Source organism: Streptomyces chrestomyceticus JCM 4735, assembly GCF_003865135.1.
Lineage (GTDB): Bacteria > Actinomycetota > Actinomycetes > Streptomycetales > Streptomycetaceae > Streptomyces > Streptomyces chrestomyceticus.
Genome location: NZ_BHZC01000001.1, coordinates 499,524 through 522,531, shown reverse-complemented (window position 1 = coordinate 522,531; position 23,008 = coordinate 499,524). Strand labels below are relative to the sequence as shown.

The window sequence follows — 23,008 nt, the reverse complement described above, 5'->3', positions numbered from 1 at the left end:
GAGCGAGAGAGACCCATGACCGACACGTACGTTTCTTCACGCCCGTTAGCCGGGCGGCCCCAGGCCCCGGGCGCCCGCACGCCGGCGCCCGGCTACCCACGGGACAGCCGCATCCCGGAGCTGTTCGAGGCACAGGCCGCGGCGCTGCCGCAGGCCCCGGCGGCCCGGCACGGGGACCGCACCCTGACCTATGGCCAACTCGACGCCCACGCCGACGCGTTGGCGGACCGTCTGGTCGCCGGAGGGGTCCGGCCAGGTGATCTGATAGGCGTGTGCGGCAGCCGCTCCCTGGAAGCGCTGGTGGCGCTGCTGGGCATCCTCAAGGCCGGCTGCGCGTACGTACCGCTCGACGAGGAACTGCCGCCGGCCCGGCTGCGGGCCATGGCCGAGGACGCGGGCATCAGCGCCGCGGTCACCCTGCCGGGCAGCACGCGCCGGGTGCGCGGTCTACGCGTGTCAGTCGAGGTCGGCTCCCTCGACCGGCCCGTCCCCGAGCGCGCGGCCGGCCCCGTCCCCGGCCGGGCCACCGGCTCCGCCGCCGACTGCGCCTACGTCGCCTTCACTTCCGGCACGACCGGCCGGCCCAAGCCCGTGGCGCTGTCCCACCGCGGCGTGGTCCGCCTCGTGCTGTCCGACCCCGGCCTCACGCCGCCCGCCCCGGGCGACGGAGTGCTGCACGCCTACAGCCTGTCCTCCGACGCCTCGACCATCGAGATCTGGAGCGCGCTGCTGACCGGCGCCTGCCTGGTCGTCGCCGACCGCGAGGAACTGCTCTCGCCCACCGCCCTGGAGCGGCTGTTCCACGCGGGCGGCGTCACCGTGGCGTACCTGACGACGAGCGTCTTCCACCTCGTCGCCCGGACCCGCCCCGAGGCGCTGGCCGGCCTGCGGTTCGTCTCCGCGGGCGGCGAGGCGATGGACCCGCGCCTGGCCAACGCCGTCCTCGCGGCCTGCCCCCGCACCACGGTGGTCAACTTCTACGGCCCGACCGAAAACGCGGTGGTCTCCACCGCCCATGTGCTCACCCCCCTCCCGAGGACGCCGCGCACGTCCCCCTGGGACGCCCCTTCGGCGCTTCCACCTGCCACGTCCTGCGGGCCGACGGCTCGCCCGCGCGGCCGGGCGAGGAAGGGGAGCTGTACGTCGGCGGCGACGGGCTGGCGCTGGGCTACCTCGGCGACCCGCAGTTGACCGCCGAGCGGTTCGTGACGCTGCCCGAGGTCGAGCCGGGCGGGCCGCTGTACCGCACCGGCGACCGGGCCGTACGGCACGCCGACGGGCTGCTGGAGTACCGCGGACGGCTCGACCGCCAGGTCAAGCTGCGCGGCGCCCGCATCGAGCTGGACGAGGTGGAGACGCGCCTACGGGCCCACCCCGAGGTCGGCGAAGCGGCCGTCGAGGTCGACGGGCACTCCCTGACCGCCTACGTCACGGCCACCGTCCCCGGCCGCCCGCTGCCGCTGGCCGACCTGCGCGCGTACTGCGCCAAGTGGCTGCCCCCGCAGGCCGTCCCGGCCCTGATACCCCTGGACCGCTTCCCGGTCACCAGCGGCGGCAAGATCGACCGCAGCCGTCTGAAGCCGACCGCGCCACCGCCCGGCCCCAGCGACGCCGCGGAGGCCGCGCGGCGCCCGGACGAGCCGGAGGCCACCGACGGCCTGTCCGGCCTCCTCACGGAGGTGTGGCACCAGGTGCTGCGCGTCCGGCCCACGCCCCAGGACGACTTCTTCCTCCTCGGCGGCGACTCCCTGCTCGCCTCGGAGGCCGTCACCCGCACCCTCGCCGTACTCGGCCTCGACGCGGCCCTGGGCTCCACCCTCATCAGGGCGCTGCTGGCCGCGCCCACCCTCGAAAGCTTCACCGCCGCCGTACGCGGAGTCCGCGGCGGCACCGGCGGACCGGCCGGCGGCCAGGAACCGGCCGTCGACTTCGCGGCGGAGACCGGACTCGGCTTCGCCCTCCCGCCTGCCGAAGGCCCGGCACCGAACCCGCACGACCCGAAGGACGTCCTGCTCACGGGCGCTTCCGGCTTCGTCGGCGGCTTCCTGCTGCACCGTCTGCTGCACGCGACGGCCGCCCGCGTCCACTGCCCCGTACGGGCGACGAGCCCCGCCCACGCCCGGCAGCGGGTCCGCACCGCCCTCACCCGCTACGGTCTGCACCTCGATGAGGCCGACTGGCAGCGCGTGGAGTGCTTCCCCGGGGACCTGACCCAGCCACGGCTGGGGCTCGACCACGAGCGCGCCGACGCGCTGGCCCAGCGTCTGGACCTGATCGTGCACAACGGTGCCCGGGTCAACTTCCTCTACCCCTACCAGCAGTTGCGCCCGGCGAACGTCGACGGAACCCGCGAGGTCGTCCGGATCGCCGCGCGCCGCCGGGTACCGGTGCACTTCGTGTCCACCGTCGCGGTCGTCGCGGGCTTCGGCACCGCCGGGGTGCGCGAGGTGGACGAGGACCTGCCGCCGGCCCACGCCGACGGGCTGACCATGGGGTACGCGGAGAGCAAGTGGGTCGCCGAAGGGGTGCTGCGGCGGGCGGCCGAGCAGGGCCTGCCGGTGGCCGTCTACCGGCCGTACGAGGTCACGGGCGACCGGACGCACGGCGCGTGCAATACCGAGACGGCCATCTGCTCGCTGTTCAAGATGATCGCCGACACGGGGCTGGCCCCCGACATCGAGCTGCCGATGGACTTCGTGCCCGTCGACCACCTCGCCGAGTCCCTGGTGCACATCGCCACGCACCGGCCGGCCGACGGCCGGGTCTACCACCTGACCAACCCGCGACCGGCGATGCTGTCGGACGTCCTCGACCGGATGCGCGCGGCGGGCTTCACCCTGCGCACCCTGCCGTACGACGCCTGGGTCGCCGAGCTCGTCCGGCACGTCGCCGAGAACCCGACGAGCGCCACGGCGCCGTTCGTGTCCCTGTGCGTGGACCGCAGCCGCACCGCCGACATGTCCGTCAAGGAGATGTACCTCAAGGGCACCTTCCCGGTCCTGGGGCGGCGCAACGCCGAGGAGGCGCTGGCCGACAGCGGGCTGCACTGCCCGCCGGTCGACGCCGCCCTGCTGGACCGCTACCTGGAGTACTTCTTCACCTCCGGCTACCTCACGCGCCCGGCGGCCGGCCGCGGGCCCGCATCCGGGACCGAGCGAATACCGGGGAGTGAGCCGGTCTCCGGGGCCGAGCCGGTATCCGGGACCGCCGCCGCACCACGCACGGAGCACAGCCGATGAGCCGAACCGAAGCCGCCGCCCCGGACGCCCCCGTCCCGGACGCCGCCCCCGAAACCCTCATCCCCGTCCCGGAGACCGCCCCCGGCACCGCCGGACCGCCGTGCGCCTACGCCCGCCTGCGGACCGAAGCCCCCGTCGTCAAGGCCCAGCTCCCGAACGGCGAGACGGGCTGGCTCATCAGCCGCTACGAGGACGCGCGCGCCGCGTTCGCCGACCCGCGGCTCGTCCGGCCCCTGCTGTCGGCCTGGCCGCCCCGCGAAGGGGCCGACGCCCCGCCGCCGTGCCTGCCGACCTTCCTGGAGATGACGGGCGCGCACCACGAGCGCGTACGGCGCACCGTCCTGCCGATGTTCGGCCGGCGGCAGTTGTCCTTCATGGAGTCCCGCATCCGCGCGATGGCCGGGGAACTCGTCGACACGATGGTGGCCGGGGCGGCCGGCGGCACCGCCGACCTCGTCGCCTCCTACGCCGAGCCGCTGCCCCTGCGGGTGCTGTGCGAGACCGTCGGCCTGCCGTACGAGGACCGGGAGATCTACCTGCCGCACACCCTCGCACTCCTGGGCGCCGCCGGGCTGACGATGGAGGAGGTGCTCGCCGCCCTGTACGCCCTGCAGGACTACGCCGCCGACCTCATCGCCCGCAAGGAACGCGACGGCGACGGCGAGGACTACATCCGGCTCCTGCTGGCCCTGGCCCGCCGGCCGGACAGCGAGATCACCCGCGACGACGTGGTGAGCTTTGTCGTCACCATGCTCATGGCCGGCTACAAGACCAACATCCAGCACACGGGCAACGCCCTGCTCGCGCTGCTCACCCACCCCGAGCAGTTGCGCACCCTGCGTGCGGCGCCCGAGCGGATCCCCACCGCGGTGGAGGAACTGCTGCGCTACGTCCCGTTGATGAACGCCATCAACATCCTCGTGGCGACCGAGGACTTCACCCTGCACGGGCAGCACATCCGGGCCGGTGACGCGGTCGTGCCCGTACCGGCGTCCGCCAACCGCGACCCGGCGGCGTTCGCCGAGCCCGACCGCCTCGACCTGGCCCGGACCCCCAACCCGCACATCGCCTTCGGGCACGGCCCGCACGCGTGCACCGGCGGGAACCTGACCCGTATGCAGTTGACCATCGCGATCCAGGTGCTGCTGGAACGGCTCCCGGACCTCGAACTCGCCGTCCCGGCCGAGAGCATCGACTGGGACGAGTCCACGCCGCTGCGCGCACCGGCCCGGCTCCCCGTGCGCTGGTGAGACCGGCCCGCCCGGGCCCCGTGCCCGGGCGGGCCCTGTCCGCGACATCCCCACAGCAACGAGAAAGAGGCTCATCCTCCGTGTCCACACCACCGCAAGCGCCCGCGTCCGGCCAGGCAGCCCACGAGGAGCCCCTCCCGCGCTACCCGTTCAGCACCCGGGGCGACCGGCTCGCCCCCGAACTCGACGAGCTGCGCGGCCGCTGCCCCGTGGCCCGGGTGAACACCAACTCCGGTGAACAGGCGTGGCTGGTGACCGGGTACGAACTGGCCCGGCAGGTACTGCGGGACCGTTCCTTCGCCCGCTCCGTGCTGGGCGAGGCGGACCGTCCCACCCAGGACGCCCCGATCCTGGCGCCCGAGCTGCTCGACGCCATGAACCACCTCCAGCAGGCCGGGCTGCGCGACGAAGTGCTCAAGGCGCTCGGCCGCGACCAGCCCGACCTGCCCGCCGACTGGGTCGCGGAGGTCACCGCCGAGGGCCTGGACACCATGGTCCGGGACGGCAGCCCCGGCGACCTCCAGCGCCACTTCGCGGACTGGGTCGCCGCCCAGTGCATGTGCCGGCTGCTCGGCCTGCCGTTCGCGGACCGCGACTGGCTCGCCGTACGGGCCGACCTGGACCTGACCATGGTCACCCCGACCCCCGAGGAACTCGCCCGCAACTGGGAGGAGATCCGCGCGTACATGGACGCGCACATGTCCGACCGGCGCCCCGGCGAGCCGCGCGGCCTCATCGACCGCCTCGCCGACCTCAACGCCACCCACGAAGGGCTGACGCGGCACCAGCTCTCCAACATCGTGGCCGTCCTGTTCGTCAGCGGTTACGAGGACTTCGCGAGCTTCCTCGGGGTCGCGGCGTACAACCTGCTCCAGCGGCCCGAGGTCATGAGCGCGGTGCGGGCCGAGCCGGAGACGATGCCGCAGTGCGTGGAAGAGCTGCTGCGGTGCAGCGTCGTCCTGGGCAACGCGATTCCCCGCTTCGTCACCAAGGACGCGGAGATCGGGCCGGCCCAGGTGAAGGAGGGCGAGATGATCCTGCTCTCCCTGGACGCGGTCAACTACGACTCCGCCGCCTTCCCGGACCCCAAGTCCTTCACCCCCGCCCGCACCCCCAACCCGCATCTGCGCTTCGGCTACGGCCGCCACCACTGCCCCGGGGCCCACTTGGTCCGCCGCCAGTCCGAAGTCGCCTTCCGCGTCCTGCTCGACCGGCTGCCCGGCATCCGCCTGGCCGTACCGCCGGCCGAGGTCCCCTGGCACCCGAACCGCATGGCCATCATGCCGGCCGAGGTCCCGGTCACCTGGTGACCAGGGCGTGCCCGACGAGGCCGCGCTCGGCCGACTCGTCGGGCACGCCGGCCACGACCGACGAGGTACATTCGCTCGGGCCGGGAACGTCAGTGCAGCGAACGTTGCCCGAGTGAACCCAGCGGAAGGACGACTGTGCCCACCAAGACCCTGCAGATCCCCACCCCGGACGGCCAGGCCGACGCGTTCGCCGCCTTCCCCGACGACGGCGAGCGGCACCCGGGAGTGCTGCTGTACCCGGACGCCTTCGGCGTACGGCCCGAGTTGGAGCGGAAGGCCCGCGAACTGGCCGGGCACGGGTACTACGTACTCGTGCCCAACCTCTACTACCGGCGCGGCCCGTCCCCGGTGATCGACCTCCCCGAGCACATTGGGGAAGAGGCTCGCCCCGCGGTCTTCGCCCAGGTGATGCCGCTGATCGAGGAACACACCACCGAGCGGGTCCTGCGCGACGCCGAGGCATACCTCACGTTCCTCACCGCCCAGCCCGAGGTCGGACCCGGGCCGGTCGCCGTGCTGGGCTACTGCCTGGGCGCCGTCCTGGCGATGCGTACCGCGACCGCCCACCCCGGCCAGGTGGCCGCCGTCGCCGGATTCCACCCCGCCCCCCTGGTCACCGACGCGCCCGACAGCCCGCACCGCCTGGTGTCCGAACTCACCGCCGAGGTCCACATCGGTCTCGCCGAGGGCGACATGACGCCCGAGGCGCTCAGCGAGTTCACCCGGGCACTGGACGCCGCCGGAGTCGCCCACACCACGGAGACCTACCCCGACACCGTCCACGGCTTCACCATGTCCGACACCGCGGCCTACAGCCCCGCCGGACTCCAGCGCCACTGGGACCGCCTGCTTCCGCTGCTGGAGCGCACCCTGACCAAGGGCTGAGACTCCCGCACCGGGCAGGTGGTGCGGTGCGGGGTGGAGGACGGGGGGCACCGTGGACCCGGCGGTAGTAGACGGTGACGGTGGCCTCCCGTCCGGGGCCGGCGGCGCGTAGCTGGAGACTGCTGACCGGCCCCACCCACCCCTACTTGTGGTCCACGGACCGCCGTACGAAGCTGCCGTACGCATCCGGCGCGGGGAGGCGTGATGACCAGGGTCGAGGAGCGACTGACCATCGGCTGCACGGCGGAAGCCTTTCTCGGCTTCGTCATGGACGTCGAACGGTACGCCGAGGTCGACGACAAGCTCCGTACGGTCTACTGGGTGCGCAGGAACGGAGATCTGACCGAGTTCGCGTTCCGGCCCGCGCTGCCCGGGGTGCCCTTCCCGCAGCCGAAGGCGGTGGCCCAGATGCGGCTGACCCCGGGGGAGCGGATCGACATCCGGCTGGCCCCCTTGCCCCTGAACAAGGTCAACCACCGCATGGCCCGCTTCGCCGCGCGCTTCACCTGCGATCCGGTGGCCGGGGGAGTCCGCGTTACCCGCATGATCGAACTCCGGTTCCGCCCCGGCCCGGGCCGGCTGCTCGCCCCGCTTCTCCGGCGCGCGCTGCCCGGTTCGGTCGCACGCGAACTGCGGCTGGCCAAGAAGATCCTCGAACGCGGCGACAACTCCACCTGATCGGTGCGCTCCCGGCTACGAAGCGGGGGAGAGGCGTGCGCGCAGGGTGGCGGCGAACTCCTCGGCGCGCGCGAGCTGGGTGCGGAGCTTTTCCACCTGCTCGGTCGCGTCCCGCTCGTAACCGCGGATCCGCTCCAGCAGGGCGGCCCGCTCGGAGGCCGGGAGTTCGCCGGCGTCGAGCCGGTCGGTGGCGTCCAGCAGGTCGCGCATCTGGTCGAGCGTGAAGCCGAGCGGTTTCATCCGGCGGACGACCATCAGGCGGGCGACGTCGGCCTCGGTGTACAGGCGGAAGCCGCCCTGGGAGCGGGCCGAAGGGGTGACCAGGCCGGTCTCCTCGTAGTGCCGGATGGTGCGCAGGGACAGTCCGGTCCGTGCGGCGACCTCGCCGATCTGCATGTGCTCGCTGCTCACGCGGGCGCCCGTCCTCTCTGTACGGCCGAGGCCAGGTCGCCGGGACCACGGACGGCCCACCCCGATCTCTACCCTCACGTCAGGGTAGAGTAGGGGGCCGTCGGCGCCGACGACGCCCCGGCGAAGACCGTAACCCGCAGGAAAGAGCGTGCGCATGCCCACCCCGCCCAGCGCCGCCGCCTGTCCGCCGTGACTCCTCGCCGTACGCCTTCGCTCCGCGACATGAGCCGGAGCCGCTGAGGCGGACCCGGCTTCGCTGCCGTCAGCTTCCGGCCGTTGGCCGTCAGACTTCCGGCCCTGTGTCCGCAGGGCTGCCCGCGGGGCGCCGGCCGGCCTCCGCACCCCTCCGCACACCCGGCCTGCCCCGCGGGGCGTGCCCGAGTACGACAGGTTCCTCCCCCTTGTCATCTGCTGCCTCCCCACCCTCCACGGCCACGCGCCTGCGCAATCTGAAGCCCGACTGGCTGTCCGACCCGAAGGTCTGGCGCACCGAGATCCTGGGCGGCCTCGTCGTGGCGCTGGCCCTGATCCCCGAGGCGATCTCCTTCTCGGTCATCGCGGGGGTCGACCCGGCGATCGGCCTGTTCGCCTCCTTCACGATGGCCGTGACCCTCTCGGTCGTCGGCGGGCGCCGGGCGATGATCTCGGCGGCGACCGGCGCCGTCGCCCTCGTGATCGCCCCCATGAACCGCGAACACGGCCTGGGCCATCTGATCGCCACCGTCATCCTGGCCGGTGTCTTCCAGATCGTCCTCGGCGCTCTCGGCGTGGCCAGGCTCATGCGGTTCGTGCCCCGCTCGGTGATGACCGGCTTCGTGAACGCTCTCGCCATCCTGGTCTTCATGGCCCAGGTGCCCGAGATGCACGACGTGCCCTGGGCCGTCTACCCGCTGCTCCTCGGCGGGCTCGCGCTCATGGTGCTCTTCCCCAAGGTCACCAAGGTGATCCCGGCCCCGCTGGTGTCCATCGCCGTCCTCACCGCCGTCACCGTGGCCGCCGGGATCGCGGTGCCGACCGTCGGCGGCAAGGGCGAACTGCCGTCCTCGCTGCCGGTGCCGGGCCTGCCGGACGTGCCGTTCACCCTGGACACCCTGACCACCGTCGCCCCCTACGCGCTCGCCATGGCGCTGGTCGGCCTGATGGAGTCGCTGATGACCGCGAAACTCGTCGACGACATCACCGGCACCCACTCTTCGAAGACCCGCGAGTCGATCGGCCAGGGCATCGCCAACATCGTCACCGGCTTCCTCGGCGGCATGGGCGGCTGCGCCATGATCGGCCAGACGATGATCAACGTGAAGGTCTCCGGCGCCCGCACCCGGCTGTCCACGTTCCTGGCCGGATCGTTCCTGAAGGTGCTGTGCATCGCCTTCGGCCCGGTCGTCTCCGAGATCCCCATGGCCGCCCTCGTCGCCGTCATGGTGATGGTGTCGTTCGCGACGTTCGACTGGCACTCGGTGGCGCCCAAGACCCTCCGGCGGATGCCGGCCGGCGAGACCGCCGTCATGGTGATCACCGTCGTGGTCGTGGTCGCCAGTCACAACCTCGCCGTCGGCGTGGTCGTCGGTTCCGTCACCGCGATGGTCGTCTTCGCGCGGCGCGTCGCCCACCTCGCCGAGGTCACCCCGGTGACCGGACCTGACGACGGCACCGTCGTCTACCGCGTCACCGGCGAGCTGTTCTTCGCCTCTTCCAACGATCTCGTCGGCCAGTTCCGCTACGCCACCGACCCCGACCGCGTCGTCATCGACCTGTCCGCCGCCCACATCTGGGACGCTTCCTCGGTCGCCGCCCTCGACGCCGTCGAGACCAAGTACCGGCAGCGCGGCAAGGCGGTCGAGATCACCGGCCTGAACGACCCGAGCGCGCACCTCCACGGCAGACTCTCGGGCGAACTCACCGGCTGAACGGCCCCCGGCCCCGGCCTCCTGCGGCCCCTCCGGGTAGAGGGGTGCCGACCCTTACGGCACCATGCGGACCAGGTCACTGCCGAAGGCTCAGCCGCCCGCGGAAATTCTCCGGTACGGGGGCGAAGCGCAAGGCCATCGTGACCTCGTCCGGTCGGTGCACGGCCAGGCGGTACCTGGTGCACAGCAGATGGCACAGGGCCATGAGCTGAACGATGGCGACGTTCGCGCCGACGCACTTCTTGGGCGCCCATCCGAACGGCACATAGCACGTACGGTCCGCCGGGCCGTGTGACGCGCCGGGCAGAAAACGGTCCGGGTCGAAGAGATCGGGCCGGTTCCAGACGCGGCCGTCGCGATGGATCATGTGCGGGCTCAGCAAGTACCAGTCGCCCGGTGCCAGACGCGTCTTCCCGAGATCGAACGGGACCGTGGAGCGCCGTACCAGGAGCAGCGGCGGACTCCACAGGCGCAGCACTTCCTTGACGAAGCGGTGGGTCACCGGGGCCGCGCTCGGCGGGGCCGTGCGAAACGCCGCGGGGTCCACGGCACCCAGCTCATCGGCGAGCCGCCGCTGCCACTCGGGGCGGCGGGCGAACTCGTACAGCACGCTCGCGGCGGCCGTGCCCGGAGGGCCGCCGATGGCGGTGAGGACGGCCGTCACCACGTCCAGGGCGCGGTCCATGCCGAGTTCGGGCAGCAGGTCGACGATCGGGTCGGCGAGGTCCGGCTCGCGGATCCGCCGCCCGCGGGCGCGTTGGCGCAGGACCCGGCGTACGACCAGTCCCGACCGTACCTGGACCACGACGAACCGCAGATGGTGCCAGGCGCTGCCCGGGTCGGGGGAGACCAGCCGCAGCAGCTTCATCTCCAGGTCCCGGCGGACGAGATCCGCCTCGCCGGGGGTGAGGCCCGACAGCGCGAGCGGCAGCAGCGACCGCACGGCGACGTCCTGGCTGAGCATGGTGAGGTCCACGTCCCGGCCGAGCCGCGCGTCCATGATCTGGGTCATGCGCTCGATCAGCCGGCCGTGGTGTTCCGGTGTGGCCATGGTGTGCAGTTGGGTCAGCCAGGCGGACCGTACCTGGCTCCACCGCACCTCGGGACTCCGGCGCCGCCGCACCATGTCGACCAGACGGTCGTGCATGACGAACCGGTGCCAGTTCGCGGCGCTGACCCGGCGGGCGGCTTCCGGATCGAACACGGCGAGCCGTTCCTCGTCGACCCGGAAGATCCCGTCCTCGGCCGCGCTGCGCATCCGCAGGAGACGCAGGAAGTCGTCGGGGTGCTGGGGCGTGGTCATCGCGAGCCTTCCCCTCACGCGGCGCGGGGAGCCGGTCGGGCGTGGGTCCCCGCGCCGAACCGGTCAGATGTGGTGGTAGAGGTACCAGAAGTATTCGTACTGGCGTCGGATGTTGAGAGCCGATTTCACTTGGCGGTACAACGCACGCATGGGGATTCACCTCCTTCCGGTGCTGTCGGCACGTGGGCTCAGCACCGCGGTGAAGCGCGGTGGAGCCAGCGCCGGGCCCGTCTGAGGACTGCCGTCATCGTGAATGACCGACAGTCGCCAGTCATGGAGGAGGAGGCCGACGATGTCCTCAAGGAGCCGCAGGGTGACGGTCGCTCCGGCGCAGGTGTGCGGCCCGTGCCCGAAGGGGAGGTAGGCGGCTCGGGAGACGGGTGCCGCCCAGCGCTGCGGGACGAACTCGTCGGGCCGCTCCCAGTAGGCGGGATGCCGGTGCACCAGGTAGGTGCACACGGCGAGCTGGTCCTCGGGTGTCACCGTCGTCCCGCCGAGCTCCAGGACCCTCAGCGGCGTACGGGCGAACAGCCAGGCCACCGGCCACAGGCGCAGGGCCTCGCGCACGATCCGGTCCGGTGTCGCCGCGGGGCAGCCGGGTTGGGTGCCGAGAAGGTGGACCGACCATCCGAGGGCGAAGCCGATGGAGCCCACCGCGGCGAACAGGAAGGACAGGTAGACCTCGGCGAGATCGTCGGAGGCCGTCGCGGGGCCGCAGCCGTCCACCACGACATCGAGCAGGTCGCGGGGGCCGGCGGGGCCACCGTAACGCTGTCGCAGGTGCTGCCGGGCGCGTATCTCGGCCCGCAGCGCGGCGTACACGCGGTGGCGGAAGAGGAGCCTGGACGGCGGCGCGTGGCGCCTGCGAGCACCCGCCAGCACAGCGCGGGTGACGATCTTGCCGACCGTCGTACGCAGGGAAACCGGCGCGTCCGGGTGCAGCAGGACGTCCGCCAGGTGCTCGTGGACGAGCAGGTTCCCCGCGTCCGGCCAGGAACTGCTGGGCGCGAGGCGCTCATGGATCAGCCGGGGCAACTGTGACCGCCGGGCGTCGAGGTGGTGGAGCAGCAGGGCGCGGGCCGCACGGCCGATCTCCGTCTGTGCGGCCCGTGGCCCGAAGACGCCGTGCCGGGTCCGGTAGAAGTCGGATGTCTCGGCCACGATGGCCGGCCGGTTGCCCAGCACCGCCCGGGCCGCCTCCGGGTTGGCCACGTACACCCTCCCCGAGGCCGAGCGCCACACGTCGTGAACGCCGTCGAACTCAGCGGTCAAGAGGTCCAGGGGTCCGCTGGAGCAGGTCCGGCCCACGGCATCGCGGGGAGGGCGGGCGAGCCCGTCGGTCCCGGGGCGCGTCGCGGACGACTTCATGAGGCTCTCCCAGCAGACCGTCGGAGCGCGGTGCGCCTGCGCGGTACGAGGACGCCCCGGGCCGGCACGGACAGTCTGCCGACCGGGTGGCGCCCTGTCGCCCGCTGTGCCGCTGAGCGGAACCGGGGGGGGCGGGGCAGCGGGCCGGGACGCCTGCCGGGAACCGGGGACGCGATACGGCACCCCGGGAGTGCGGGGCGGGGCCTACCTCCGGTGGCCGAGCGCCGCGCCGATGGCGGCCGCGGTCCGCCGGGCGGCTTCGGCGAGGCGGTCCAGACGGTGTTCCGGATCGGTCAGCACGCACAGCGCCGCCACCGGGGGACCGCTGCGGGCCGGCACCGGTACGGCGGTGCAGCACACGCCTTCCAGCACCTCTTCCCGGTCGAAGGCGGTACCGCGCTCCCGGATGGCGGCGGCCTCGCCCGGCCAGGTGCCCGGCAACGGACCGAGGGGCAGTTCGGGACCGGACAGGGCGACCAGGACCTTCCCGGCCGCCGTGTACCACGGCCAGACCGACCGGTCGTTCACCGGCGGGGGCGTCACGTCCAGCGCTGTCGTCCAGTCCAGGGTCATCGTCTGCCCCTGGTACAGGACGGCGAGTCCCACCGTCGTCCCGGTGACGGACGCCAGCCGTCGCGACGGCCGCCGTGCGGCGGGCCGCAGCTCGGGGCACGGCTGCCAGCCGTGGCCGAGACGGAACAGATGCGGACCGATGCGGTACCGGCCCTGCCGGTTCTCGACGGCGCCGAGGTCGCTCAACTGCTCCAGGAGCCGGTACGCAGTCGTCTTGGGCAGGCCGCAGGCGGACGCCAGGGCGGTGAGACCCGCGTCCTCGGCCCGCTGCAGGGCGGACAGCAGTGCGAAGGCGCCCGTCAGTACGCCACGCCGCGGCGCTCCGGCTGTCGAGGGCGCCGGCAGTGAGCCGTCCCATCGGGCCGTCGTCGCCGTGTTGGATCCGTACACGTGTCAACCTCCATCTGCCGGTGGAGTTCCCGGGCGCACCGAACCCCGCATCGGTTGCCGGCCGGTGCCCGCCGCCTCCGGGGGCCCGGCATGTCCGGATTCAGACTGACGGCCGGTTATTGGTTGAGAGTTTGCCGAAAACTTGTCGCCCTGAGGCGACGGTGCGAGGACCGTGGAGGCGAGGTGAACGGGGGCTGGACATGGTGGTGCGGCTGTGTCTGTCGGGGCCGGTGGAAGTCGTGCTGCGGGGGCGTCCGGTGGATGCGGGGCCGCCTCAACGTCGGGCCGTGCTGGCCGCACTGGCTGTCGATGCCGGCCGGCCGGTGCCCGTCGAGGTGCTGATCGAGCGGGTATGGGGCGCGGATCCCCCGGAAGGGGCGCGCCGCGCGCTGTACGCCCACATATGCCGCATCCGGCGCCTGGGCGATGAGCCCGGCACCGGCGGCCGGGGACGGCTGCCGGTACTGCGCCGGTGCGGCGGCTACCAGTTGGACCTCGACCCTGATGCGGTCGACCTGCGAAAGTTCCTCCGGCTGGTGGCGCTGGCCCGCGTGAGCGGACAGCCTCAGGACCGGCGGGCCGCGCTGCTCCGAGAATCCCTCGCCCTGTGGCGCGGCGAGCCCCTCGCCGGTCTGCGCGGAGGGTGGTCGTCCCGGGTGCGCGAGGCATGGCGGCGTCGGCGGGTGGATGCCGCTGTGCGCCTGGCGGACATCGAGGTGCACGGCGGCGACCCGGCCGCCGTGGCACACCAACTGAGGGATCTGCTGGACGAGCACCCCACGACGGAACCGGTCGCCGAGGCCCTCATGTACGCCCTGTACGTGGCGGGAGACGGCGCGGAGGCGCTGCGCTGTTACGCGCAACTCAGGCACCGCCTCGTGGAGGAGCTCGGCGCCGAACCCGGTCACGGTCTGCGGGAACTGCATCGGCGGATCCTGCTGGGCCGGCCCCCGGGAGGCGCGGCGGACCTGTCGCCCGCGCCTGCCGCCCCGGACACGGACGCCCGAACCGGCCCTGCCGGTCAGTTCCTCCTGGCGGACTGACGCCCGCTACGCACTGCCCGGGTGCCGCAACAGCCGTGCCGAGAGGTGGTGTTGCAGCGGCTGGCCGACCGCCGCCAGGTCATGCACGAAGTCGAGCGTGTGCCCGGCAGTCAGGGTGTAACGGCGGCCGGTCGCGGTGACCTCCTTGGCCGTGGGGGAGAGGGCCACCTCCTGGGTGGTGAGGTCGACGCTGCCGTCGACGGCGCAGCCGACCGAGATCTCCACGATGCCGGTGGGCTGTGTGATCACAGCTTCCACCCGCCCCTCGGGCTGCAGCCGCCACCAGCCGCTCTCCCGGGCCGCGGGCCGCAGCGGGGCACCCTGCTCATCCAGCAGCCAGGCGCACGCCTCGTACCGGAGGAAGGGACGCCCGTCGTGGCTGAAGGTCACCTCCTGCGCGTACGTGAACTCCTCGGCCAGCGTCGGGTATCCACCGCGCCCCCGGCCGCTCCAGGTGCCCAGCAGTCCGGTCACGGGCGCGAGCAGAGCGTGCGGTGCGGGCGCTTCGTCCGGCCGTAGAGCATCGGGGTACGGGCGCTTCTCGGCGGTGCCGAAGTCGGTCATGGTGCGCGCTCCTGGGACGGGGCTGATGGCGGGTGCAGCTTAGCCCGCTGTGCGGCCGGATCGCTGGAGCAGGTGCGGTTCGGCGACCGGCGGACCGGTCCGCGTCGGCTGGCGTCGTGCGGCGGTGCCGCTGCACGGCCGCGACCGGGTTCCGGTGAGCGGAACAGAAGGTGACCGGGGAGCGCCAGGCTTATCAGACTTCCGACTGCGTCCTCTGAGCCGCAGCCGTCGGAGGGCGTCGGATCATTCCGCTCTGTGCGCCTCAAGGTAGGGGGGACCGGCATGAAAGTGCGACCTCTGTTGCGTGCATTACGTGACTCCGCATACCTGGACGGAATCGACGTGGGCGTCTATCTCGACGTGGTCCGCGAGCAGTACCCACAGCTTTACGCGGAACTCGACTTCGGCCGGGACGGCGCCCAGCAGGCCCTGAAGGCACTCGCCCAGGTTTTCAACGAGTTCGAGACCGACGACCGGCGGAACGGCCGTGGAGATTCCTATCGCCGGGCTCAGCAGCACATCGCCGTACGGATGACGGGAATCCGTAAGCTTTTCGAACTGGCCGGTGGGGTGCAGGACCTGAGGGACCTGTCTCCCACCTGGCGCGCGCTGGACCTGCTCGCGGGCGACGGGCTGCTCACCCGTGCCCTGCGGGTGCTGGCACCGCAGGTGCGCGACGGCGTGATCAGCAGCGACATCGCGCGCACGATGGTGACCGCGGCGCTGACCGCGGGCCTGCCCGCGATCCGGCAGGACGCCCGGTTCCTGTTCATGCGGGCCGCCACCATGGACGCCGTCATCCTGGCCTACGGAAGCCACCACGTGCCGCCGGACGACCGCACCACGGTGTTCCTGGAGGCCGCGCGGGTGCTACGGCCGGGCGGGCGGTTCGTCGTCCACGACTTCGAAGAGGGCTCGCCGTCGGCGCGCTGGTTCTCCGAAGCCGTCCACCGGCACTCCGTGGCCGGCCACCCGTACCGGCACTTCACGGCCGGGGAACTGCGACGGGGCCTCGGCGCGGCCGGACTCCGCGGCATTCGCGTCCACCGCGTCTACGACCCCTTCGTCATGCGGGCGGCCACCCGCGAGGACGCCGTCGGGCAGCTCGCCGACTACCTGCGCGACATGTACGGCCTGCGCGGCCTCGACCGGTGCGATGAGACACGGGAATCGGTACGCGCGCGGGTCTGGCAATTGTGCGAGGAGTGTTTCCGCTTCGGTCCCGAGGACGGTGGCGCCGACCACGGCGACGCGTGGCTGCGAAGCCCCGCCGTGCAACGCGTGGGCGGGCAGTGGATCGCGGAGATTCCTCGCGTCGCGCTCGTCGGAGTGGGCGAGAAGTAACCCGTCGGTCGCACGCGGGAAACACGGGAAGAGTGAAGGCAGCGAACAAGGGGGGCTGGGGAGATGTGTGGAATTGCCGCGGAATTACGGTCACGTGCGCCGGGTGACGTGCCCGTCGCACGTATCGAGAAAATGCTTGCGGAGATCGCGCACCGCGGCGACCCGGAGAACTCGGGCGGGGTCCGCGGGCTGCCGGGAGCGGCCCTGGGCTGCAACCGGCTGGCCATCGTGGACCGGGAGTCGGCGGTCCAGCCGATGTCCGACAGCACCGGCAGCCTGTGGGTCACGTTCAACGGGGAGATCTACAACCACGCCGCCCTGCGACGCGAACTGCGCCGCCTCGGTCACACCGTCCGCACCGGCTCGGACACCGAGATCCTGCTGCACGGATACCGGGAGTGGGGCCGCGATCTGCCCGCACGTCTGGACGGCATGTTCGCCTTCGTGGTGTACGACGTCGCCCGGCGGACCTTCCTCGCGGCCCGTGACCGGTTCGGGGTCAAGCCGCTCTACCGGGCCACGGACGGTGACGCGGAGTACTTCGCGTCGGAGATGAAGTGCTTTCTCCCCTTCGGGCTGACACCCGAGGTCTTCCCGGCCGGCCACTGGACGGACGGCAGCACCACGGTCCGCTACCACGAGGAGCCCGAACAGCCACCGACCGGATCGGACAGCACGCTGGTCGCGGACTTCGGGCACCTGCTGGACGAGGCCGTCCGTAAACGGGTGAACACGGATCTGCCGATCGGCGTCATCTACAGCGGCGGTCTGGACAGCGCCTCCGTGCTGGCGCTGGCGGCACGCCACCACCCCGACGTCACCGCCATCTCGGTCGGCTTCCCCGGCTCCTCCGATCTCGCGTTCGCCATCAGGTCCTGCGCGGACCTCGGAGTCCGCCACGTGGTACGGCACCTGACCCTCGACGGCCTGGTGCGCGATCTGTCCGAGCGGGTCCGGGAGACCGAGACGTTCGAAACGGTCGACATCATGGACGCCTCCGTCATGGCCCCCGCCTTCGAGGCCGCCGCCGAACTCGGCCTCAAGGTCGCCCTGGTGGGCGACGGCAGCGACGAACTGCTGGCCGGTTACGACCTCTTCCGGGAGCACCCCGACCCGGTGGAGCTCATGCGGTACCGGGTCGGGAACCTGCACCGTACCGATCTGCAGCGGGTCGACCGGGTGTCCATGCGCCGCACCGTCGAGGCCCGGGTGCCCTTCCTCGACCGCGACCTCGCCGATTTCGCCTGGCGGCTGCCGATGGACGTCAAGTACCGCGACGGCACCGAGAAATGGATCCTGCGGGAAGCCATGGCCGGCCTTCTCCCGCCGTACCTGGCCCGGCGCCCCAAGATCCGCATGCCCGAAGGCACCGGCCTGCTCTGTCAGTTGCTGGAACACGTCAAGGAGCAGTGGCCCGGCCGGGCGCCCGGCCGGTACCCGGAGCTGCGGCGCCGGATCGGGCTGGACCAGCCGGACGCCGCGTACCTCCTGGAGCTGTACCTGGAACAGGGCTATCCGCTGCCCCGAAGCCGTCACAAGCGGCCCGGCTGGGACTTCGCCCCCCACGGCTACTTCGCCTTCTCGGGCGCCCCGGGCCCACTGACCGGTCCCGGCACCTGACGAGTAAGCCCGACGAGAAAGGGACGACCCCATGGGGGACTCAACGGTGCTGCTGGTGTACGCCCGGGGCGGGCCGCCACCGAGCGACGCCATACCGAAGGTCGCGGCCACCGCGGACCGCCTCCACCTGCTGCTCCTCGACCCGCTGCCGCTCCCGGCGGTCGCCCTGGCGACCCGGTGCTGCACCTCGGTCACCGACCTCACCGCCGCCCGCCCGGAACCGGGTGGCCTGAGCGACACGATCGTCGCTCTGGCCCGCCGTACCGCGGCCGACGCGGTGCTGACCTTCTCCGAGTTCGCGCTGCTCGCCGTCGCCGAGGCCGCCGAGCGGCTCGGCCTGCGCGGCCCCGGCCCGGGTGCGGCCAAGGCACGCAGCAAGCGCCTCATGCGGCGCGCCTGGGCGGACGCGGGCCTGCCCGTACCCCGCTTCCGCCCCGTCGACTCGCTCACCGACCTGGAACGGGCCTGGGCCGAACTGCACCCGCCCGTCCTGCTCAAGTCGGCGTGGGGCGCCGGGTCGATCGGCCAGGTCGTACTGGAACGGAGGGCTCAACTGGCCGACGCCTGGAGCCACACGACCGGGGCGCTGACGGCGGCGACGGCCCGCGGCATGAGCGAGCTCAAGGCCGGTGAGGCCCACCACGAACTCATCGTGGAAGAACTCATCCCGGCCACCACCGAGTCCTGGTACGACGGCTCCGGCTACGGCGACTACCTGAGCGTCGAGGGAATGGTCGTCGACGGCGTCTACCACCCCGTGTGCGTCACCGGGAGGCTGCCCACCGTGCCGGACTTCACCGAACTGGGGAACATGGCCCCCTGCGTGCTGCCCGAGGCGCTGCAGCACACGGTGTCCGACCTGTCGCGGCGGGCGGTCGACGCCCTCGGCCTGGGGACCTGCGGCACCCACACCGAGATCAAGCTGATGGCGGACCGCCGCCTGTGCCTGCTGGAGACCGCGGCCCGGTTCGGCGGTCTGCTGCTCACCCAGCAGATCGAGGCCATTCACGGGGTGGACCTGGTCGGTGCGCTCACCCGGGCGCACCTCGGGCAGGACCCGGGACTGCCGGACGGCCTGCTGACCGGCCCCGGACGCTGCGCGGCGGGCTCGGTCAACGTCCTCGCGACCGACTCCCGGGGCCGGCCGTGGACGACCCGGCCGGTCTTCGTTCCCGAGGCGGTGGACTGGGACCGTCTGCTGTCCCCGGGCAGCGGGATCCGGGTGGCACCCGATTTCACCGTCCCGTCCGGGACCCTCATGCACCACTACCGAACCGGCCACGGTTCCCTGAACCTGGCAGGTGTCCTCCTGCTCACGGCGCCAACCCCCCAGGTACTGCTGCGCGATTCCTACGCGGTCCTCAACGGCCTCGAACAAGCCTTGGCGGGCGCGGCCCCCGCCCATGACTGACCGGCCCCGGCCGCACCCCGGGCCGGGCCGCCGTGACCCCGGTCCTTCGCGCGCCGGGATCACGAGGACCTGGCGCGAGGCTCCGCCCGCGGCGCGCGCCCTGATCGGCGGCATGTTCGTCAACCGGCTCGGCGGGTTCGTCCAGGTGTTCATCGTCCTCTACCTGACCGGCCTGGGGTTCTCCGCGGCGCAGGCGAGTCTGACGCTCGCCGCGTACGGCACGGGCTCGGTGGTCGGAGTCCTCGCGGGCGGCCGGCTGTGCGACCACGTCGGCGGGCACGCCACCATCGTCGGGTCCATGGTGGTGTCGTCGGTGCTGCTGCCCGCTGTCCCGTACACCAGGAACTTCACTGTGCTGCTGCTCGTCCTCGCCCTTCAGGCAGCCGCCGGGCAGGCTTACCGTCCGGCCGCGGCCGACCTGCTGAGCCGGATGGTGCCGGCCGACCGGCACGTCATGATCTTCGCGATGTACCGCTTGGCGATCAACCTCGGCGCCGCGGCGGCCCCGCTGCTGGGCGCGGCACTCATCGCCGTGTCGTACGACCTCCTGTTCTTCACGGAGGCGACCGTCGGCCTGGTCTACGCGACCGTCGTCGCACGGTGCGTGCCCAGGCGAAGACACCAGGCACCAGTGGCCCGCGCCCGCCCGGGCCCGCGCGGACGCGGCTACCGCCCGCTCCTCGCCGACCGCCGCTACCTGCTCCTGCTCCTCGCCATGCTGATCAGCACCCTGGTCTACGTCCAGTACCTGTCCGCCCTGCCGCTCGCCGTACGCGACCAGGACCTGTCCACCACGGTCTACGCGGCGCTCATCACGGTCAACGGGCTCACCGTCGTCGCCTTCGAACTCCCCGTCACACGCTTCACCCAGCGGTGCCGCGTACGTCCGGTGACCGCCGCGGGAACGGCACTGACCTGCCTCGGGATGACGCTGTACGGACCGGCCTGGGGCATCGCCGGACTGGTGGCCGCGACCCTGACATGGTCCTTCGGCGAAGCCGTGTCGGCTCCCACCCTGTTCCTGGCCTACCCGGCCAGGGCGGGCCCACCGGACCTGCGGGGCCGCTACCTGGGCGCGGCGAGTGCGGTGTACGGTCTCGGATCCACCGTGGGCCCGGTTCTCGCGGTCGCCGGCTGGGATCTGCTCGGCCGCTCCCTGTGGTGGTGGTCGGCCGTCGCCGGGCTGATGGCCGTACCCGCCGCGTGGGCAGGAGTACGGCCGGACGCACACGGCGACGGCTCACGTCGGGCCGACGGCCCCTGAACGCCGATTGGGCCTCCGTGAAGGACACCAGCCGCCGCGCGGCCGACCCCTCGACGGCTGGGCCCTGACCAGCGAGCGCACCCCCCCCCAGACCTATCGCTCCCACCCCCTGCGACTGGGCAGCCACCAGACGGTGCGCCTGCCCGGGACGCCTCGGTAGTGCCGGACGAACCGCCGCAGCCATCCATGGCGTACTCGCAACACGCCAACTACCGTGTGGCACACGGGCACAGCCAGGAGCCCTTGAACCAGGGCGGCCATGAACCTGGTCCCGCCCACCACCGGCTCAGACACACAGCAAGCGGGGGTACCGATGCCGACCTGCCCAATGGGGCATGACTCGCGGGCGGACGACTGGTGCGACGTCTGTGGATCACCCATGGCGCGGCCCGAGGCGGCCGGGAGCAGCCGCCCCGGGCCCGGAGACCGGCCCAAGCCGGAGGTGACTGAGCGCTTGTGGACCTGCCCGGAGTGCCGCACCCCGGTGACCGGCCGATTCTGCGAGGAGTGCGGCTGTGCCGACGGCGCTCAAGGCGCGGCCGGGGGCCACCCGTTGCCCTCCCCCTCCGCCGTCTTCCGGCTGGCCGAGACGGCCGCCACGGTCGCGGTGACCATGGCGGTCGTCCCGTTCGTCCAAGCCCTCGCATCGCGGGCGGCCCAGGACGCGTACGAAGGAGCCCGTGAGCTGCTGCGCAAGATCGCCCGCAGGCACCGTGCGGACGACGAGGTCGTCATCAGCGATCCGCAGGCAGACCTCACCTTGCGCATCCACATCGAGGCCACGGACGAAGCCCTGCGCGCCTTGGCCGGTTTGGACCTGCGGGCCCGGCAGACCGGGGAAAGCCCCGCTGAGGTGATCTGGAACCGTGAGCGGCGGAGTTGGGAGATCCTCGCAGCCACCCGCTGGGTGGCGCTGGTCAACGCCGACCGTGAGTACTTCGCACAGATGACGGCCGACAGCACCGACGGTGCCCAGGGCTCCTTGAGCTTCCCGCCGTACTGTCCCGAGCGCCGTATCCCGATCACGGGTCGGGGACTGCTGCAGATCGGCCGCGGTGTGCACCGGGGTGCCCGCCCAGAGATCGACCTCGCGGTGCCTCAAGACCCTGGCGTCTCCCTCCGGCACGCCGTGCTGGAGGAGCAGCCAGACGGTAGCTGGACGGTCGTTGACTTGGGTTCTCTCAACGGCACCACCGTGAACATGGCACCTGATCCCATCGCCCCCCACACGCCCCTTCCCCTCGTGGACGGCGACCGCGTCCACCTCGGTGCCTGGACCACCATCACCCTTCACCGCATCTGACCCTGTCGCTGGAGACCGCCTGGCACGACGTCACCCGGCTGTACGGCACCATGCCCTCCCTCGTGTTGGTGCATGCGCTGGACTGTGTCCTCGACCCAGACGACGGTCTGGGCACGTTCGCCGATCACAGCGCCGAGGGACACGCTTTCGACTGGGACACCCGCGCGCCCGGCCATCACGCCGTGTGGCCCGCTGCCCGTACCGGTGCCGGTCTACAGTGTGATCACGATCTTGCCGTGCACATGCCTCTGGGCCTGTGTCGTCACGGCTTCGCGGATCCGCTCGACCGGGTAGGCCGCCGCGATCGGCACCGTGATCTCCCCGCGATGGACCGCTTCGGCGATCCGTTCCAGGGCGCCTCGCTCCGCGTCGAGGGCACCCGTCTTGCGCACCCCGGGCGGCGGGGCGGGGCCGTCGGCCACGACGGAGATCCGCTCGGGTGCCACGCCGAGCTTGAGCGCGGTCTCGGCCGCCTCCCTTGCGAACAGGTCGGTCGCGGCGGTGATCCCCTCGGGCGCCAGGGCCCGCACCCGGTCCGCCAGGCCGGGGCCGTACGTCACGGGTTCGGCGCCGAGCCCGCGCAGGAAGTCGAACGTGCCCTCGGAGGCGGTGCCGAGCACCCGGGCGCCCGCCAGCTTCGCCAACTGCACGGCGAAGATGCCCACGCCACCCGCCGCCCCGCCGATCAGGACGGTGTCCCCGGCGCGGAGCCCGATCGCGGCGAGCGCGGCGCAGGCCGTCAGGCCGGACACCGGAAGCGTGCCCGCCACCTGGTCGCCGATGCCCTCCGGGGTGCGCCACAGTGTGGCAGTAGACGTCTTGACCAGCACGAAATCGGCGACGGACCGGCCGATCGCGCCCCCGAACACCCGGTCGCCGATCACGAAACCCGTGGCTTCGGCGCCCACCTCGTCCACCACTCCGGCGAAGTCGCTGCCGAACCCGGCCGGCAAGGTGATGCCGAACTGCGCCGCCATGTCGGGCTGTGGGGCGATCTGCCAGTCCATCGGATTCAGCCCGGCGGCCGTGACCCGGACGCGCACCTCGTCCGGCGCGGCGTGCGGCTCGGGTATCTCCTGCAGTTCGAGTACTTCGGGACCGCCGAAGCGCCGGTAACGGACAGCTCTGCTCATCGGTGACCTCTC

General features: G+C 72.4%; 20 protein-coding genes. 13 read left to right on the top strand and 7 right to left on the bottom strand.

Going from position 1 to position 23,008, the window contains the following annotated elements; translation table 11 throughout:
• Positions 1 to 15 precede the first annotated feature (15 nt).
• The 6 genes from EJG53_RS42065 to EJG53_RS02215 all read left to right on the top strand — a co-directional run bounded on the left by EJG53_RS42065 (position 16) and on the right by EJG53_RS02215 (position 7,362).
• A complete protein-coding gene (locus EJG53_RS42065) occupies positions 16 to 1,191 on the top strand; it encodes an AMP-binding protein (protein ID WP_371858656.1) in 1,176 nt (391 codons plus the stop codon).
• The gene (locus EJG53_RS42060) at positions 1,188 to 3,239 is read left to right on the top strand and encodes a thioester reductase domain-containing protein (RefSeq protein WP_371858655.1); all 2,052 of its coding nucleotides are present in this window, start codon (positions 1,188 to 1,190) and stop codon (positions 3,237 to 3,239) included. The genes EJG53_RS42065 and EJG53_RS42060 overlap by 4 nt, the downstream gene beginning before the upstream one ends.
• A complete protein-coding gene (locus tag EJG53_RS02230; RefSeq protein WP_125043335.1) occupies positions 3,236 to 4,489 on the top strand; it encodes a cytochrome P450 family protein in 1,254 nt (417 codons plus the stop codon). Before EJG53_RS42060 ends, EJG53_RS02230 begins: the two co-directional genes overlap by 4 nt.
• Before the next feature lie 80 nt (positions 4,490 to 4,569).
• Entirely contained in the window at positions 4,570 to 5,799 is a 1,230-nt protein-coding gene (locus EJG53_RS02225) for a cytochrome P450 (RefSeq protein WP_125043334.1), read from the top strand.
• Positions 5,800 to 5,934: 135 nt separating this feature from the next.
• Positions 5,935 to 6,684, top strand: a complete 750-nt coding sequence (locus EJG53_RS02220) for a dienelactone hydrolase family protein (RefSeq protein ID WP_125043333.1) — start codon at positions 5,935 to 5,937, stop codon at positions 6,682 to 6,684.
• A gap of 204 nt (positions 6,685 to 6,888) precedes the next feature.
• Complete coding sequence (locus EJG53_RS02215; RefSeq protein WP_125043332.1) at positions 6,889 to 7,362, top strand: SRPBCC family protein; 474 nt, start codon at positions 6,889 to 6,891, stop codon at positions 7,360 to 7,362.
• A gap of 15 nt (positions 7,363 to 7,377) precedes the next feature.
• Here the strand turns inward: EJG53_RS02215 and EJG53_RS02210 are convergent, their stop codons facing one another.
• Entirely contained in the window at positions 7,378 to 7,758 is a 381-nt protein-coding gene (locus tag EJG53_RS02210) for a MerR family transcriptional regulator (protein WP_125049106.1), read from the bottom strand.
• Positions 7,759 to 8,174: 416 nt separating this feature from the next.
• Between EJG53_RS02210 and EJG53_RS02205 the strand changes: the two genes are divergently transcribed.
• Positions 8,175 to 9,680 (top strand): SulP family inorganic anion transporter, encoded by a 1,506-nt coding sequence (locus EJG53_RS02205; protein WP_125043331.1) that lies wholly within the window; start codon positions 8,175 to 8,177, stop codon positions 9,678 to 9,680.
• Between the two features lie 76 nt (positions 9,681 to 9,756).
• Here EJG53_RS02205 and EJG53_RS02200 read toward each other — a convergent pair whose 3' ends face one another.
• The 4 genes from EJG53_RS02200 to EJG53_RS02190 all read right to left on the bottom strand — a co-directional run bounded on the left by EJG53_RS02200 (position 9,757) and on the right by EJG53_RS02190 (position 13,314).
• On the bottom strand, positions 9,757 to 10,983 hold the full coding sequence (locus tag EJG53_RS02200) for a cytochrome P450 (protein ID WP_125043330.1): 1,227 nt from the start codon (positions 10,981 to 10,983) through the stop codon (positions 9,757 to 9,759).
• A 63-nt stretch (positions 10,984 to 11,046) separates the two neighbouring features.
• Positions 11,047 to 11,133 carry a hyalucidin A family RiPP precursor gene (locus EJG53_RS44275; protein ID WP_461791938.1) on the bottom strand — a complete coding sequence of 29 codons (87 nt, stop codon included), beginning with the start codon at positions 11,131 to 11,133 and terminating at the stop codon, positions 11,047 to 11,049.
• 6 nt (positions 11,134 to 11,139) lie between these two features.
• Positions 11,140 to 12,255, bottom strand: coding sequence for a cytochrome P450 (locus EJG53_RS02195; RefSeq protein WP_244954930.1), 1,116 nt, complete (start codon positions 12,253 to 12,255; stop codon positions 11,140 to 11,142).
• Between the two features lie 300 nt (positions 12,256 to 12,555).
• A complete protein-coding gene (locus EJG53_RS02190; protein WP_125043328.1) occupies positions 12,556 to 13,314 on the bottom strand; it encodes an IclR family transcriptional regulator in 759 nt (252 codons plus the stop codon).
• Positions 13,315 to 13,514: 200 nt separating this feature from the next.
• Between EJG53_RS02190 and EJG53_RS02185 the strand changes: the two genes are divergently transcribed.
• Positions 13,515 to 14,357 (top strand): AfsR/SARP family transcriptional regulator, encoded by an 843-nt coding sequence (locus tag EJG53_RS02185; RefSeq protein WP_280526748.1) that lies wholly within the window; start codon positions 13,515 to 13,517, stop codon positions 14,355 to 14,357.
• A 6-nt stretch (positions 14,358 to 14,363) separates the two neighbouring features.
• Here EJG53_RS02185 and EJG53_RS02180 read toward each other — a convergent pair whose 3' ends face one another.
• A complete protein-coding gene (locus tag EJG53_RS02180) occupies positions 14,364 to 14,921 on the bottom strand; it encodes a heme-binding beta-barrel domain-containing protein (protein ID WP_125043326.1) in 558 nt (185 codons plus the stop codon).
• Between the two features lie 282 nt (positions 14,922 to 15,203).
• Between EJG53_RS02180 and EJG53_RS02175 the strand changes: the two genes are divergently transcribed.
• The 5 genes from EJG53_RS02175 to EJG53_RS02155 all read left to right on the top strand — a co-directional run bounded on the left by EJG53_RS02175 (position 15,204) and on the right by EJG53_RS02155 (position 21,863).
• The gene (locus EJG53_RS02175; RefSeq protein WP_125043325.1) at positions 15,204 to 16,265 is read left to right on the top strand and encodes a class I SAM-dependent methyltransferase; all 1,062 of its coding nucleotides are present in this window, start codon (positions 15,204 to 15,206) and stop codon (positions 16,263 to 16,265) included.
• A 108-nt stretch (positions 16,266 to 16,373) separates the two neighbouring features.
• Positions 16,374 to 17,885 carry an asparagine synthetase B family protein gene (locus EJG53_RS02170; RefSeq protein WP_167515019.1) on the top strand — a complete coding sequence of 504 codons (1,512 nt, stop codon included), beginning with the start codon at positions 16,374 to 16,376 and terminating at the stop codon, positions 17,883 to 17,885.
• Positions 17,886 to 17,916: 31 nt separating this feature from the next.
• Positions 17,917 to 19,296, top strand: a complete 1,380-nt coding sequence (locus tag EJG53_RS02165; protein ID WP_125043323.1) for an ATP-grasp domain-containing protein — start codon at positions 17,917 to 17,919, stop codon at positions 19,294 to 19,296.
• Positions 19,297 to 19,408: 112 nt separating this feature from the next.
• Complete coding sequence (locus EJG53_RS02160) at positions 19,409 to 20,560, top strand: MFS transporter (RefSeq protein WP_167515018.1); 1,152 nt, start codon at positions 19,409 to 19,411, stop codon at positions 20,558 to 20,560.
• Positions 20,561 to 21,002: 442 nt separating this feature from the next.
• Positions 21,003 to 21,863 carry an FHA domain-containing protein gene (locus EJG53_RS02155; RefSeq protein WP_244954929.1) on the top strand — a complete coding sequence of 287 codons (861 nt, stop codon included), beginning with the start codon at positions 21,003 to 21,005 and terminating at the stop codon, positions 21,861 to 21,863.
• A 212-nt stretch (positions 21,864 to 22,075) separates the two neighbouring features.
• Here EJG53_RS02155 and EJG53_RS02150 read toward each other — a convergent pair whose 3' ends face one another.
• Positions 22,076 to 22,996 carry an NADP-dependent oxidoreductase gene (locus tag EJG53_RS02150; RefSeq protein WP_125043320.1) on the bottom strand — a complete coding sequence of 307 codons (921 nt, stop codon included), beginning with the start codon at positions 22,994 to 22,996 and terminating at the stop codon, positions 22,076 to 22,078.
• Positions 22,997 to 23,008 lie beyond the last annotated feature (12 nt).